At 69.2% G+C, this 13360-nt stretch carries 14 protein-coding genes; 5 read left to right on the top strand and 9 right to left on the bottom strand.

The annotated features are described in order from the left end of the window. Positions 1-154 precede the first annotated feature (154 nt). The 3 genes from ETX26_RS00445 (at position 155) to ETX26_RS00435 (ending at position 3598) form a co-directional block, all read left to right on the top strand. Positions 155-1201 carry a phytoene/squalene synthase family protein gene (locus tag ETX26_RS00445; RefSeq protein ID WP_225425558.1) on the top strand — a complete coding sequence of 349 codons (1047 nt, stop codon included), beginning with the start codon at positions 155-157 and terminating at the stop codon, positions 1199-1201. 64 nt (positions 1202-1265) lie between these two features. After that, positions 1266-1682 carry an endonuclease domain-containing protein gene (locus tag ETX26_RS00440; RefSeq protein ID WP_225425556.1) on the top strand — a complete coding sequence of 139 codons (417 nt, stop codon included), beginning with the start codon at positions 1266-1268 and terminating at the stop codon, positions 1680-1682. After that, entirely contained in the window at positions 1679-3598 is a 1920-nt protein-coding gene (locus ETX26_RS00435) for an acetyl/propionyl/methylcrotonyl-CoA carboxylase subunit alpha (RefSeq protein ID WP_129522758.1), read from the top strand. The genes ETX26_RS00440 and ETX26_RS00435 overlap by 4 nt, the downstream gene beginning before the upstream one ends. A gap of 93 nt (positions 3599-3691) precedes the next feature. Here the strand turns inward: ETX26_RS00435 and ETX26_RS00430 are convergent, their stop codons facing one another. Beyond that, on the bottom strand, positions 3692-4966 hold the full coding sequence (locus ETX26_RS00430; protein WP_129522757.1) for a multidrug effflux MFS transporter: 1275 nt from the start codon (positions 4964-4966) through the stop codon (positions 3692-3694). Positions 4967-5032: 66 nt separating this feature from the next. On the opposite strand from ETX26_RS00430, the gene dinB reads away from it, so the two are divergent. After that, the gene (dinB, locus tag ETX26_RS00425) at positions 5033-6160 is read left to right on the top strand and encodes a DNA polymerase IV (protein WP_129522756.1); all 1128 of its coding nucleotides are present in this window, start codon (positions 5033-5035) and stop codon (positions 6158-6160) included. Here the strand turns inward: dinB and ETX26_RS00420 are convergent. From ETX26_RS00420 to ETX26_RS00400, 5 genes are all read right to left on the bottom strand, one after another. Next, positions 6155-6622 carry an NUDIX hydrolase gene (locus tag ETX26_RS00420; RefSeq protein WP_129522755.1) on the bottom strand — a complete coding sequence of 156 codons (468 nt, stop codon included), beginning with the start codon at positions 6620-6622 and terminating at the stop codon, positions 6155-6157. The two genes, dinB and ETX26_RS00420, sit on opposite strands and share 6 nt — an antisense overlap. Further along, complete coding sequence (locus ETX26_RS00415; RefSeq protein WP_129522754.1) at positions 6610-7230, bottom strand: 6-phosphogluconolactonase; 621 nt, start codon at positions 7228-7230, stop codon at positions 6610-6612. The genes ETX26_RS00420 and ETX26_RS00415 overlap by 13 nt, the downstream gene beginning before the upstream one ends. A 74-nt stretch (positions 7231-7304) precedes the next feature. Further along, positions 7305-7766: a Dps family protein gene (locus tag ETX26_RS00410; protein WP_129522753.1), complete on the bottom strand. Its 462-nt coding sequence runs from the start codon at positions 7764-7766 to the stop codon at positions 7305-7307. A 102-nt stretch (positions 7767-7868) separates the two neighbouring features. Continuing rightward, on the bottom strand, positions 7869-8432 hold the full coding sequence (locus ETX26_RS00405) for a hypothetical protein (RefSeq protein ID WP_129522752.1): 564 nt from the start codon (positions 8430-8432) through the stop codon (positions 7869-7871). Positions 8433-8501: 69 nt separating this feature from the next. Then, positions 8502-9824: an alkaline phosphatase PhoX gene (locus ETX26_RS00400; RefSeq protein WP_129522751.1), complete on the bottom strand. Its 1323-nt coding sequence runs from the start codon at positions 9822-9824 to the stop codon at positions 8502-8504. A 230-nt stretch (positions 9825-10054) separates the two neighbouring features. Between ETX26_RS00400 and ETX26_RS00395 the strand changes: the two genes are divergently transcribed. Further along, positions 10055-10486, top strand: coding sequence for a hypothetical protein (locus ETX26_RS00395; protein WP_129522750.1), 432 nt, complete (start codon positions 10055-10057; stop codon positions 10484-10486). Here the strand turns inward: ETX26_RS00395 and ETX26_RS00390 are convergent. The 3 genes from ETX26_RS00390 to fliD form a co-directional block, all read right to left on the bottom strand. After that, on the bottom strand, positions 10453-11082 hold the full coding sequence (locus tag ETX26_RS00390) for a response regulator transcription factor (RefSeq protein WP_165271667.1): 630 nt from the start codon (positions 11080-11082) through the stop codon (positions 10453-10455). The two genes, ETX26_RS00395 and ETX26_RS00390, sit on opposite strands and share 34 nt — an antisense overlap. 176 nt (positions 11083-11258) lie before the next feature. Beyond that, positions 11259-11651, bottom strand: coding sequence for a flagellar protein FliS (locus tag ETX26_RS00385; protein WP_129522748.1), 393 nt, complete (start codon positions 11649-11651; stop codon positions 11259-11261). 10 nt (positions 11652-11661) lie between these two features. Beyond that, entirely contained in the window at positions 11662-13083 is a 1422-nt protein-coding gene (gene fliD, locus ETX26_RS00380) for a flagellar filament capping protein FliD (RefSeq protein ID WP_129522747.1), read from the bottom strand. Positions 13084-13360 lie beyond the last annotated feature (277 nt).

Genomic DNA, 13360 nt, shown 5'->3' with positions numbered 1-13360 from the left:
CGGCCCCCTCCCGCTTGCGGGAGGGGCGCGAGACTTGGCGGCGCCAGCCGCCTGGTCGCAGCGGGGTGGGCCTTGCGGCCTACCCCCACCCCCGGCCCCTGCCGCAAGGCGGAGGGGTGAAACCATGAGCCGCCCCCGCCGGGTCGTGCCGCGGATGCTGGCGCCCTCGCGCATCCTGCGCACGACGCCGACGCAGGCGGGCGGCGGGCGCGAGCGCTGGTCGCTGGTGGAGCACGCCTACGATTCAATCGCGAAAGGTTCGAAAAGCTTCGCCACCGCCAGCGAGCTGTTCGACCGCGCAACGCGCGAGAAAGCCTGGCTGCTCTACGCCTGGTGCCGGCGGTGTGACGACCTTGCCGACGGGCAGGACCACGGGAGCGACCCCACCGACCATGCCGACGCGGAAAAGCGCCTGCGGGCGATCCGCCTGCTGACCGAGCGCGCTTTCGAAGGCCTGCCCACGGCCGACCCGGCGTTCGACGCCTTCGGCCTGGTCGCGCGCGAATGCGGGCTGACGCGCGAGATGGCCGAGGACGTGATCATGGGCTTCGAGCTCGACGCGGCCGGCTGGCGCCCGCGCACGGAGCGGGACCTTGCGCGCTACTGCTACCATGTCGCGGGCGCGGTCGGCGTGATGATGGCGGTGGTCATGGGCGTACCGAAGGACGATTCGGACACGCTCGACCGCGCCTGCGACCTCGGCATGGCCTTCCAGCTGGCCAATATCGCGCGCGACATCGGCGAGGACGACGCGGCCGACCGCTGCTACCTGCCGGTCGAGTGGCTGGTCGAGGAGGACATCGAGCCGGGCCAGCACATGAAGCCGCACCACCGCGGCGAGCTGGCCGACATGGCCGCGCGGCTGGTCACGCTGATGGAGCGGCACGAGGCGGCGGCGAAGCTCGGCACCACGCGCCTGCCGTTCCGCAGCCGCTGGGCCGTGCTAGCCGCCGCACGCATCTACGGCGCCATCGGGCGCGAGGTCCGCGCACGGGGGCCCGCCGCGTGGGACCACCGCGTCGTCATCGGGCGCTGGGAAAAGACGAAGCACGTCCTCGGCGCCTTCTGGGAAGCCCTGCGCAACCGCCCGCAACCGCCCGAGACGATGCCCGAATGGACCCGCGGCGACATCCTGATCGACGTCCGCATGGCCGGCCCGATCGCCAAGCCCCCGATGGACCCACTGCCGGATGAATCGTAATCCTCCCCGGACCGGGGAGGGGGACCGTCCCGGCACAAGCCGGGGTGGTGGAGGGGGCCCGCGGATCGTCGACGGCCAGCCGATTCGGCGGATAAGGCGCGCCCGAGCCCTTCGGCGACAGATGAGCTTGCCCGAAGTGCTGCTGTGGCAGGAATTGCGCAAGCGGCCGGACGGATTTCGCTTTCGCCGCCAGGTTCCCTTCGATCCCTATGTCGCGGATTTCGCCTGCCTCTCGGTGCGGCTCGTCATCGAAGTCGATGGCGCCTCGCACGAAAGGGGGAACGCGCCGGAGCGGGACTTGCGGCGCGACGCCGTTATGGCGCAACAGGGCATGCGAACCCTGAGAATTCCGGCACGCGATGTGCTGAACGATGTGGAGATTTGCGTGACTGCCATTGTCGCTGCCTACCGCGAGGCCGGGCCCCCTCCACCATCCGCCAGGGCGGATGGTCCCCCTCCCCGGTCCGGGGAGGAACTATGATCACCAAGCTTCTGATCGCCAATCGCGGCGAGATCGCCTGCCGCATCATCCGCACCGCGCGCGAGATGGGAATCGCCACGGTGGCGGTCTATTCGGATGCCGACGCCCGCGCGCTGCATGTCCGCCAGGCCGACGAGGCGGTGCATATCGGCCCCTCGCCCGCGGCCGAGAGCTACCTCGTCGGTGAGAAGATCATTGCCGCCGCGCAGCAGACCGGCGCGCAGGCGATCCATCCCGGCTACGGCTTCCTCTCCGAGAATGCCGATTTCGCGCAGGCGGTGATCGGCGCGGGCCTGATCTGGGTCGGGCCGAAGCCGCAGAGCATTCGCGCCATGGGCCTCAAGGACGCGGCCAAGAAGCTGATGCGCGCCGCCGGCGTTCCGGTGACGCCCGGCTACGAAGGCGAGGACCAGTCGGCCCAGCGCCTCAAGGCCGAGGCCGACGCGATCGGCTATCCGGTGCTGATCAAGGCGGTCGCCGGCGGCGGCGGCAAGGGCATGCGCAAGGTCGATGCCGCGGGTGACTTCGGAGCCGCGCTCGAATCCTGCCGGCGGGAAGCGAAGGCGAGCTTCGGCAACGACGAGGTCCTGCTGGAGAAGTGGATCACCTCCCCCCGCCATATCGAGGTCCAGGTGTTCGGCGACAGCCACGGCAACGTCGTCCACCTGTTCGAGCGCGACTGCTCGCTCCAGCGGCGGCACCAGAAGGTGATCGAGGAAGCCCCGGCGCCGGGCATGGACGAGGCGACCCGCGCGGAAATCTGCGCCGCCGCCGTACGCGCGGCGAAGGCGGTGGACTACGAAGGCGCCGGCACGATCGAGTTCATCGCCGATGCCAGCGAGGGCCTGCGCGCCGACCGCATCTTCTTCATGGAGATGAACACCCGCCTGCAGGTCGAACACCCGGTGACCGAGGAGATCACCGGCGTCGATCTCGTCGAGTGGCAATTGCGGGTCGCGAGCGGGGAGCCGGTGCCGCTCAAGCAGGAACAGCTCAGCATCAACGGCCATGCGATCGAAGCGCGGCTATATGCGGAAGATCCTTCAAGCGGGTTCCTGCCCAGCACCGGGCCGCTGGAGCACCTCGACTTCGGGCCGGCCGATCGCGTCGAGACGGGGGTCGAGGAAGGCGGCGCGGTGTCGCCGTTCTACGATCCGATGATCGCCAAGCTGGTCTGCTACGGCGCCGATCGCGAGGAAGCGATCGACGCGCTGCTGGAGGCGGTGAACGGGACCGAAGTCTGGCCCGTCCGCACCAATGCGGGGTTCCTGAGCCGGGCGCTCGACAGCCGGGCCTTTCGCGCGGGTGAGCTCGACACCGGATTTATCGCCGCGGCGGGGGACGATCTCATCCCCTCGGCCGAGCCGAGCGACGCGGTATGGCACGTCGCCGCCCGCCTCGCGACCGACGATGCGTTCGACCAGCCGCTCGCGGGTTTCCGCCTCAACGCGCCGCCCCGCGCTTCGATCGCGCTCGCGAGCGGAAGCGAAACGCGCCTGATCGATCTCGCGGCCGCGCGCGCAGGCACGGTGGCGGTCGAGGACGGCGTGCCGGATTTCGAGGAAACCGACACCGACGACGGCCCCGTCGTCACCGGTTATCTCGACGGTGAGGAGATCGTCACCTTCGCATCCGGCACGGCCTACCGCTTCTCGCTCGCGGCGCGTGGCACCGGCCACGCTTCGGCCGCCGACGGGGCGATCGTCGCCCCTATGCCGGGCAAGGTGATCGCGGTCGACGTGGCGGAGGGCGACACCGTCACCGCCGGGCAGCGGTTGCTGGTGCTCGAGGCGATGAAGATGGAGCACGCGCTGACCGCACCGTTCGACGGCACCGTCACCGAACTCGCCGCCAGCGCGGGCGCGCAAGTGCAGGTGGAGGCGGTGCTGGCGGTGGTGGAGCCGGTGGGAGAGTAAGCCCCCTTCGCACTTTCCCGTCATCGGAGGGAGTAGCGGGGCCGCCGAAGTGCCCACTTCCCTCCTCCGAAGAGGAGGGAGCTTATGCGCGGATCAGTCGTCGTCCGGCACCGGCGGACCGAACAGCTCGCCCTTCTCGCTGAACAGCACGAAGCCGAGCGTCAGCACCGCCGTCATCAGCAATGCCAGAGCCAGCGGGCGTGCGGTGCCGTCGTAGGCGAAGCCGATCACCGCCCCCAGCGCCGCGCCGCTGGTCATGCGCAGGAAGCCCTGCGCCGAGGAGGCCGCGCCCGCGATATGGCGGAAGGGCTGGAGCGCGATCGAGCCGAAGTTCGCCCCGATGAAGCCGAGCAGGCTCATGTTCGCGGCCATCAGCGGCACGAACGTCCACAAGCTCTCGTCGGGCTGGCTGGCGAAGTAGAGCTGCACGGCCGCGACTCCGATGAACACGAACAGCGCGGCATGGCTGACCCGGCGTGCGCCGAACCGCTCGACGATGCGCGAGTTCGACCAGTTCGCCAAAGCCATACAGGCCGCGCAGATCGCGAAGATCAGCGGAAAGTTGTCGCCCGCGCCGAAAGCCTCGCCGATCAGCTGCTGGCTCGAGTTGATGAAGCCGAACAGGCCGCCGAACACCAGCGCGCTGCCGAGCGTGTAGCCGATCGTCTCGCGCAGCGTCACCGCGCTGGTCATGTTGCGCAGGATCGGGCGCAGGCGGACTTCCTGCCGGTCGCGCGCATGCAGCGTCTCGGGCAGGCGCCAGTGGACCCAGGCGGTCATGACGATGGCCGCGGCAGCCATCGCTGCGAAGATCCAGCGCCAGTCGCCGAACAGTTCGATCACGCCTTGCCCGATACTCGGCGCGATCGCGGGCACGAGCAGGAAGATGACGAAGATCAGGCTCATCATCCGTGCCATCCGGTCGCCCCCCACCCGGTCGCGGATGATCGCAGGCGGCAACGCGACAATGCCCGCTGCGCAGAACCCCTGCACCGCGCGCAGCGCCACGAGCGCTTCGAACGAGGTCGCGAGCGCGCAACCGATCGAGAACACGATGTATGCGCCGAGCGCGATGAACAGCACCGGCCGCCGCCCGAAGCGGTCGGCGAAGCTGCCCGGCACGAGCGTGCCGAGACCGGTCGCGAGCAGATAGGCGCCGACCACGAACTGCCGGCTGTTGCCGGCGATTCCGAGATCGACTGCCAGATCGTCCAGCGCGGGCAGGATCGCATCGATGCCGAAGGCGTTGAGCGCCATCAGCAGCGCCATCATCCAGATCAGCTCGCGCTCGCCGATCGGCGCGCGTTTCGCCAGGCTGGAGGGCCGGCGGACCTCGCCTTCGTCGTCGGACCAGGTTTCATTTCGCATCTGCACAATATCGCCTTTGCGACGAACGGTTCCGCTTTGCAACCGGGGGGATTATCCTGATCCGCGATGGACGATCCGGCATATGAGGAAGAAGAGGCCGACGAGGCGCAGGGCCTGCGCAAGATCATCCATGTCGACATGGATGCCTTCTTCGCCAGCGTCGAGCAGCGCGACAATCCGGAGCTGCGCGGCAAGCCGGTGGCGGTCGGCGGATCGGGCGGGCGCGGAGTAGTCGCGGCGGCGAGTTACGAGTCGCGCAAGTTCGGGGTGCGCAGCGCGATGCCTTCGGTCACCGCCAAGCGGCTGTGCCCGGACCTGATCTTCGTCCGCGCGCGCTTCGACGTCTACAAGGAAGTGTCGCAGCAGATCCGCGCGATCTTCCGCCACTACACCCCGCACGTCGAGCCGCTGAGCCTCGACGAAGCCTACCTCGACGTGACCGACGACATCCGCGGCATCGGCTCGGCGACGCGCATCGCGCAGCTCATCCGCCAGCGCATCCGCGAGGAGACCGGGCTGACCGCGAGCGCCGGCGTCTCGTACAACAAGTTCCTCGCCAAGCTCGCGAGCGACCAGAACAAGCCCGACGGGCTGTGCGTGATCCGGCCGGGCGAGGGCGCGGCGTTCGTCGCCGGGCTGCCGGTGCGGCGATTCCACGGGATCGGACCGAAAGGCGCGGAGAAGATGGCCCGGCTCGGGATCGCGACCGGCGCCGATCTCGCGGCGAAGGACATCGCCTTCCTGCGCGCCAACTTCGGCAGCTTCGCCGACTACCTCTACCGCGCCGCACGGGGAATCGACCTCAGGCCCGTGCGCGCCAATCGCATCCGCAAGTCGGTCGGCGGCGAACGGACCTATGGCGAGGACATCTCTAGCGGCCATGCCTTGCGCGAGGCGCTCGACAACATCGTCGACGTGGTATGGGAGAGCATCGAGCGCACCGGAGCGAAGGGCCGCACGGTCACGCTGAAGATGAAGTACACCGATTTCCAGATCGTCACCCGCGCGCGCAGCCTGCCGCGCAACGTCGCGGACAAAGTCGAGTTCGCCCGCCTCGGGCACGAGCTGCTCGAAGCCTTGCTGCCCCTGCCGCTGCCGATCCGGCTGATGGGGCTCACCCTGTCCAACCTCGAGCAGGCCGGCGGCGCGCAGGAGCGGCCGCGCGACGAGGCGCAGCTCTCGCTCCTGCTATGACCGCTCGCGCCAGAGGGTGAGCCGGCGGCGCGTGCGTTCGCCGAGAGGTTCAGGCAGCGAATGCGGTGGGAACAGCCGCGCCTCGATGATCTCGCGCATGTCGGGCCGCGGAGTGTCGGAAACGCGGGTGGCGAAAACATGGACCCTGTTCGGCGCGCCGAACGAGGTTTCCTCCTGCACACCCAGCAACTTCATCGCGTGCGCTTCACACCCGGTCTCCTCCAGCAGCTCGCGGCGCGCGGCGCGTTCGGGATCTTCGCCGCGACGGACGCCGCCTGTGGGAAGCGACCACGCTTCGCTGCCGTAGCTCAGCCGCACCAGCAGCAGGCGCCCTTCGATATCGGTGGCGATCACCGCGCATCCGCTGAGCTGCGGCTTGACGATCCGCCGCCAGTGCGCACGCACCGTGTGAGCCAGGCGATAGGCCCGGCGGTGCAGCGAAGCGGGGATCAGGCGAAGCACGTGACCGGCTGGGTCGCGGCCGCAAGCAGGCGGGCGACCGGCAGGTCGTGCTCGCCGCGCATGGCCGCTTCGAACACCGCCCGCTTGTCCGCCCCGCGGATCACGAACAGCAGTTCGTCGCTGGCGAGCAGCGAGGGGATGGTCAGCGTGACGCGGTCGAACGGCGCCTCCGGCGGCAGTGGATCGGGCGTCAGCCGGCGGATGGGGGCGGGGTCGTTCACTTGCGGGTCGGTGTTGGGGAAGAGCGAGGCGATGTGCCCGTCGGCCCCCATGCCCAGCCACGCGAGCGCGAAGCGGGGAACCTGCTCCATCTCGGTCAGCGTCACCACTTCGGCGCCGAGCGGTTCGAGCGCGGCGCGGATGCGGCCGGTGTTGCTCGCCGGATGATCTTCGGGAACAATCCGGTCGTCCCCCGGCCAGACGAGCAGGCGGGCCCAGTCGATCGGCGCACGGGCCAGCCGCTCGAGGATCGGAAAGGGCGTCGACCCACCGGGCATGGTGATCGCCGCCGACCCGTGGGTCTCGGCCAGTGCGCGCTCGATCCGCCCGCCCAGCCACTCGGCAATCCGCGCGTCGTCCGCGCCTTCGATCAGGGTCACATCCGCCATGGACCCTGCATAGCAAGAAACCCGCGGCGACCAAGCGTCGCCGCGGGTTTTTCGGCCCGTGAATACGAGTGCGCTTACTTGAGCGTCTGGGTGAGGAACCAGATGCGCTCCTCCGCCTCGTCGATCCAGTCGTCGACGATCCCGCTGGTGGCGTTGTCGCCGGCTTCCTCGGCCGCGTCCTTCACGTCATTGAGGCGCGTGTGGAGCTTGCGGTTGTCGTCGCGCAGTTCCTTGACCATCGCGTCGGCATCGAGCGTCGCGTCGTCCTGGTCGGAGACCTGGGTCGCCTTGGCGATCGAGCCGATCGAGGTCAGCGTGACCTCGCCGTTCTTGCGCACGCGCTCGCCGATCAGATCGACCGTGCCGACCAGTTGCGCCGCCTGCTCGTCGAACAGGAGGTGGAGGTCGCGAAAGCGGGGGCCGGCCACGTGCCAGTGGAAGTTCTTGGTCTTAACGTAAAGCGCCAGCGTGTCCGCCAGCGCGCCGTTCAGCGCATCGACCAGTGCCTTTTTCGAGTTGTCGCCCTTCTGGGTCATGGTCCGTCCCTTCGTTGTTCTGGAGAATGGTTCGTCTATCGAACGCGATGGGTGCCGATCGGTTTCACCGCTTTCGGGGGTTTCACTGATCGCCTCCGTCGATCATGCTATGATCCCGCGCGCGGAAAGGCCGATGAATACCGCGAGCGCGAGCGTCGCCGCCGCCAATGTCAGCCGGACAGCACGTAGCGGCATGCGATGCACCAGCGCGGCGCCGGCCGCCCAGGCCGCCGCCAGCGCGAGCGCCCCGCCGAGCGCGCCGCCGATCCCCGCCAGCAGGGGTGCCCCCGTCGCGGCGGCGATCGCGAAGACGAGGAACCGAGCCCCGTCGCCGAACTGCTTCGCCACCAGCACGATCACGATCGCCGCGAGCGAGCGGGTCGGCTCCTCCGGCGCGGCGTAGCGCGAGGGCCAGGCGAGCTCGACCGCAGCGAAGAGCAGCGCCATCGCAACCAGCATGGTCTTCGCCGCAGCGGGCAGCAGACCGGAGATCACCTGCCCCGCGAGCGCCATCGCCAGCGCCGACAGCACCGCGCTGACCACCGCCGCCGCCAGGATCCCGGCCCCCCGCCGCGAGGCGCTGGAGAAATGCGCGACGACCAACTGGTCCCTGCTGCCGATCGTGCCCAGCAGCACCGCGACGAATGCGAAGAACAGCGAAGGCATCGCGCCGGATCATGCGGGCGGAGCGCTTCGGGGACAAGCCGCTATTTCGGCATCGTCCCGTCGCCCCCCTTACGCGATCCACGGCCCCTGGATCGCGAAGGTCTTGGCCGGGCTGTAGGCATTGACGAACAGCGTGCGGCCGTCGGGGGAGAAGCAGGCGCCGGCCCATTCGGTCTGCTCGTGCAGGAAGGCGAGCGGATAGGCCGTGCCTTCCGGCGTGATCCCGCGCAGGTGGTTCTCGACCACGTCGGTGTACTGGTCCTCGCACACCACAAGGTGGCCGTTCGGCCCGACCGTCAGGTTGTCGCCGTAGTTGAACTGGTCGGGGCTGGTCGATTCGAAGAACAACTGCAGCCGGTCGGCCTGCCCGCCGCGGCCCGGGACGAGGCGGAAGATCTGGCCGAGCTTGGCCGCGCCGCCGCTGGTGCAGCAGAAGTAGAGCTCATCGTCGCCCATGTGGATGCCCTCGCCGCGCGCGAACAGCGCCGCGCCCGCCGCCGCGCCGCGCTGGCGCAGGTCGTCCTCGGGCGCCTCGACGTTGTCGAGATCGACCCAGCGCACCTCGGCCCAGGCCTGCGTGGGCATCGGCGCGCCCTGCCAGTTGCGCGTGTCCGCCGGCGCATCGACGAGCGCGAGCGCCTGGAGCTTGCCGCCTTCGGCCAGCTTGCCCGGCACGCTCGGGATGAAGCGGTAGAGCAGGCTGTCGTCGCGGTCCTCGGTCTGGTAGACGATCCCGGTCGCGGGATCGACGCAGGCGGCCTCGTGATTGAAGCGGCCCATGGCCTTCAGCGGCACGGGATCGACCAGTCCGGGCGCGGTTGCCGGCACTTCGAAGGTCCAGCCGTGATCCTGGTTGATCCGGCCGTCGGCGCGCACCGGCGCTTCCTCGCAGGTCAGCCAGCTTCCCCATGGCGTCACCCCGCCCGCGCAGTTACGGATCGTGCCGGCGAGCGAGCGGTACTCCTTCTCCACCGCCAGCGTTTCGGCATCGAGCACCAGCGTGGTCGTCCCGCCGGGCAGCGGGACGAGGCTGCGTGCCACTGTGTCGAACGCCGGGCCCGCAACGCCGCCGCCGTCCTTGCCGGGCACGAGCTCGTGATTGCGGACCAGCGCGATCTTGCCATCGCCGAGATCGAAGCAGCCCATGCCGTCGGCCGCGTCGGGCACGGTGAAGCCGTCGCTCATCGCATCGCCGAGCTTCGAGAGCACGCGGTAGGAGAAGCCTTCGGGCAGGTCGATCAGCCCCGCCGGGTCCGGCCGCAGCGGACCGTAGCCCGCGCTGCGCGAGGCGCCCGCCATGGTGGTCGAACAGCCGCTCGCCGCGAGCGCGGCAAAGGCGCTGCCGGTTGCGGCGAGAAACGAGCGGCGGTCGGTGGCGAGCGGTGCAGGCATTTTGCGAGTCCCCGAGAATCTGGATGGTGGCCCGGTGCGATAGCAGCGTGACATCCGGATGACACCATTCGCATCGCGCGCCCGAAACGTAACTCCGCGCCGAGAACAGCGATTCTGGCGCGGGGCAGACCCCCCCTCACGCCCGCGCGGGACCTCCGCCCGCCGCGCAATATTTCCGGTTCGGCGCTAACAGGTGTATATTTCGCGACAGAAGCGAGAGGGGGCGCCCTATGGAGCCGCGCGACACTGCCTGCCTCGATGCGTTGAGCTGGTTCGAAAGCCTCACCCGGCTGGGCGCCTGGACGATGGCGGAGGCGCCGCTCGAGAACGTCCTGCGGCTGGCGTACAGTCTCGCCGCCCTCGCACCGCCGCCGTTCCGTGCGCTTGCCGCCTGCACGCTGGACGAGACGGCGTTCGACGAACTTCTCCAGCGGCAGGCGTTCGAGGCGGCGGCAATCGCGCTGATCGGAACCGCGCTCCGCTACGAAGTCGTATCGTGTGCAGGGGCGGCCAGCCCCGCCACGGTGCGCATCTGGCTCAACGGCGACACCGGGGAAACGCTGGTCACGTCGGATACGCTGCCGGCCGCGCTGGTGCGCGCCTGGATCACCTTCATGCTGGGCGTGGGTCAGGCGACCGGCAGTTCCCACAGGTCGGCGTAGATCCCGATCCGCACCGCTTCGGATGTGGACTTGGCATCGAGCTTGCGCATCACGTTCTTGCGGTAGATCTCCACCGTCCGCGGGCTGAGATCGAGCTCGCTCGCGATCTGCTTGTTCGAGTTGCCCTTCAGCATCGAGACGAGCACGTCGTGCTCGCGCCCGGTGAGCTGTTCAACCGAGGCTTTCGCCTGGGCCCGCGCCAGCTCGATCTTGCGCCTGCGGTCACCTTCCTCGCCTAACCTCCGCAGCGTATCGTCGAGCAGCTCGGGCTCGAACGGCCAGCGCAGGTAGTCGAGCGCCCCTTCGCGCATCGCGTGGACGACCTGCTCCGGCTGCGGCGCCTCGCAATAGACCGAAACGGGGTAGTACCTGCCCCTTCCGCGCAGGCCGGCCAGGAACTCGGAAAGTACGTCGCCGTCGATGCGCTCGACCATCAGCACGGCCCCGTGCGGCGGCAGAATACGCAGGAACTCGTCGATATTCTCGTAGATTTCGGCATGAATTCGCCGCTCCATCAGGTCGCGCGAGATCTCCGCGCGGCGGCGCGAATCGAAGTCGATCACGTGCACGGGCCCGGCGCCCCCGGTCACCTCCATGGCCGGCATCCGTCCTGGCCGCTCGACCTCACATTCGGCGAGCAGCGGTTGGTCGGTGCGAGGCCAGTGCGGGAATTGTGCGCCCCCAACGTCAATCGAACCCCCCGGTCAGCGGCGCGGCGTTAACTTAACGCGAAGGGTTCTGCAAACGTTAAAGATTGTAAAGCGCGGATCGATTACCCCGTTGCGGGCGAGCGTTCGGCACCGCGCAGCGCCGTCTCGATCTCGAGGAAATCCTGCCGCACGGCGGCGAGCAGATCGCCGTTGAAATCTGTCGCGCTGCCCAGCACGGCGTGGCGCGCGGCGCCGTAGACCTGCAGCAGCGCCTCGGCCAGCGGGGCCTCGCGGTCCACGCCCATTTCCAGCGCGGTGATCGCGGTCAGCGCGCGGGTCAGCGCCTTGCTCCGCAGCATGGGATCGCCGCGTTCCTGCGCGAACAGCGCGGAGCCGAGGCTCGCGATCGCCTGCTCGAGGCAGAGCTGCACCAGCGCGGCGGAATCGCCGCCCTGCACCCGCGCGTCGAGCGAGCTGCGGCGATAGGCCTCGTGCGGATCGGTCAGCGCCAGCATTGTTGGAACCCTAGTCCTTACTCGCGTTCCAGGCGTCGATCTGCGACTGGAGGAACGACAGCGTCGACTGCGACGCGGCGATGCGCGAATCCGCCTTGGCGAACCGCGCGACCATGTTCGCGCGCAGCGCTTCCTGCTGGTCGGCCAGCTTCGCGGCCTCGTCCGACAGGTCGGTCGATTGCGACTGGTAACGCGCGATCGATCCGGCGAGCGAGCCGGGATCGCCGGTGCGCGACGCCTGGCGGGAGATCCGGTCGACCGTCGCGTAGACGCCGTAAAGTCCGGTGGTGAACATCGCGGCGACACCGCCCGGATCGCGCTCGAGCGTCGCGTCGAGACGCTGGGTGTCGAGGCGGAAGGTGCCGTCGCGCTGGATCACGAGGCCGAGATCGGCCAGCGTGCGCGGCGCGCCCTCGGGCGCATTCGGCATGATCACCGTGCCGGACAGCTCCGAAAGGGTGCGTTTGAGCGCGCGAGCGCCAGGGTCGCGCGCCAGATCGCCGCTCATCGGATCGGTCGCGGTGTAGAGCTCGCTCACCACTTCGTTCAGAGCGCCGACGATGTCCTGCATCGCCGTGGCGATCGTGCCGACCGGGCTGGGGAAGCCGATCGTCGTCGGCATGCCGGCGTTGGTGCCGGTCAGCTCGAGTTCGAGCCCGGGCGCCACCGTACCGACGTCATTGGTCGCGCTGGTCATCGCGAGACCGTCGAGCTTGAATTCGGCATCGGCCGATGCCGCCAGCAGGCGGGCCGGATCGCCACCGGCGGTGGGATCCCACGCCAGTGCCCCCAGCCCTTCTTCGCCCGCGGTTTCGGTCGCCTCGACGATGAACCCGCTCTGCGCCCCTTCGGGCCCTTTGAGCACCAGTTGGGCCCCCTGCGCCGTCTGCGCGACATAGGCGCTGATGCCGGCCTTCTTGGCGTTGATCGCGTTGGCGATGTCGGTGAGCGTCGAGCCGCTGGCGATGTCGACGGTGACGGCCGCCTGCTCCGCATCGGCCGTGAAACCCGTGCCGTCGGTCGTGCCGAAGCGGAAGGTCAGCGACCCGGCACCGACGACCGCGGCCGGATCCGCCACGGCGGGGCTCGCCAGCGTTTGCCCGCGGGCGAGCGCGAGCACCTCGAGGCTATAGGAGCCGGATCCGGTCGTGCCCGAAGGGCTCGACGCCGTGGCGACGGCCGGGTTGCCGATCTGCGGCTTGACCGCGAGATCGCCCGCGCGCACGCGATCGCCGAGCGCGCCGGCCAGCGCCGACAGCGTGTTCTTGAGCGAGGATGCTGCGGAAATCTGCTGTTCGAGCTTCTCCGTCTTCGCAGCCAGCCGGTCGTTGCGCAGCGCGAACTGCGCGTCGGCGAGATCGCTCGCCAGCTTGACCATATCGATCCCGCTACCTGCTCCGAGACCGGCGATGATGGACGACATTTCGCTCATGCCGCTGAGAACGGCTCCGGCGCACGATGCTTAAGAGGCGGCGTCGATGTTAGCCATCTCCCCTTTGAGGAGAGGGAAATTTAGATGATTTTGATTCACGCGGAGACGCGGAGGGGAAGCGCCCGGTGCCGCAGGCATTCTTCACAATGCAAAGGGTCCGCATGAAAGCACGGTAGCGGTCTGAGTGCGGCTGCGCCGCTGGCACCCCCCTCCGCGTCTCCGCGTCTCCGCGTGAACCAAAAACTTGGAAGAGACCGCGCGCCGCCCCTCTCGACTC

Origin of the sequence: Pelagerythrobacter rhizovicinus (assembly GCF_004135625.1) — a bacterium.
GTDB lineage: Bacteria > Pseudomonadota > Alphaproteobacteria > Sphingomonadales > Sphingomonadaceae > Pelagerythrobacter > Pelagerythrobacter rhizovicinus.
This window is presented reverse-complemented; position numbering and strand designations above follow the sequence as displayed.

Coding starts and splice junctions, on each gene's coding strand:
- ETX26_RS00405 (WP_129522752.1), bottom strand. CDS start 8,432: ATGCCTTCGCTGTTCTTCGCATTCGTCGCGGTGCTGCTGGGCACGATC.
- dinB (WP_129522756.1), top strand. CDS start 5,033: ATGGACGATCCGGCATATGAGGAAGAAGAGGCCGACGAGGCGCAGGGC.
- ETX26_RS00435 (WP_129522758.1), top strand. CDS start 1,679: ATGATCACCAAGCTTCTGATCGCCAATCGCGGCGAGATCGCCTGCCGC.
- ETX26_RS00385 (WP_129522748.1), bottom strand. CDS start 11,651: ATGCTGGCGCTGACCGATCCGCACGAGGCCTATCGCCGCAGCTCGCTC.
- ETX26_RS00430 (WP_129522757.1), bottom strand. CDS start 4,966: ATGCGAAATGAAACCTGGTCCGACGACGAAGGCGAGGTCCGCCGGCCC.
- ETX26_RS00395 (WP_129522750.1), top strand. CDS start 10,055: ATGGAGCCGCGCGACACTGCCTGCCTCGATGCGTTGAGCTGGTTCGAA.
- fliD (WP_129522747.1), bottom strand. CDS start 13,083: ATGAGCGAAATGTCGTCCATCATCGCCGGTCTCGGAGCAGGTAGCGGG.
- ETX26_RS00390 (WP_165271667.1), bottom strand. CDS start 11,082: ATGGAGGTGACCGGGGGCGCCGGGCCCGTGCACGTGATCGACTTCGAT.
- ETX26_RS00415 (WP_129522754.1), bottom strand. CDS start 7,230: ATGGCGGATGTGACCCTGATCGAAGGCGCGGACGACGCGCGGATTGCC.
- ETX26_RS00410 (WP_129522753.1), bottom strand. CDS start 7,766: ATGACCCAGAAGGGCGACAACTCGAAAAAGGCACTGGTCGATGCGCTG.
- ETX26_RS00400 (WP_129522751.1), bottom strand. CDS start 9,824: ATGCCTGCACCGCTCGCCACCGACCGCCGCTCGTTTCTCGCCGCAACC.
- ETX26_RS00445 (WP_225425558.1), top strand. CDS start 155: ATGCTGGCGCCCTCGCGCATCCTGCGCACGACGCCGACGCAGGCGGGC.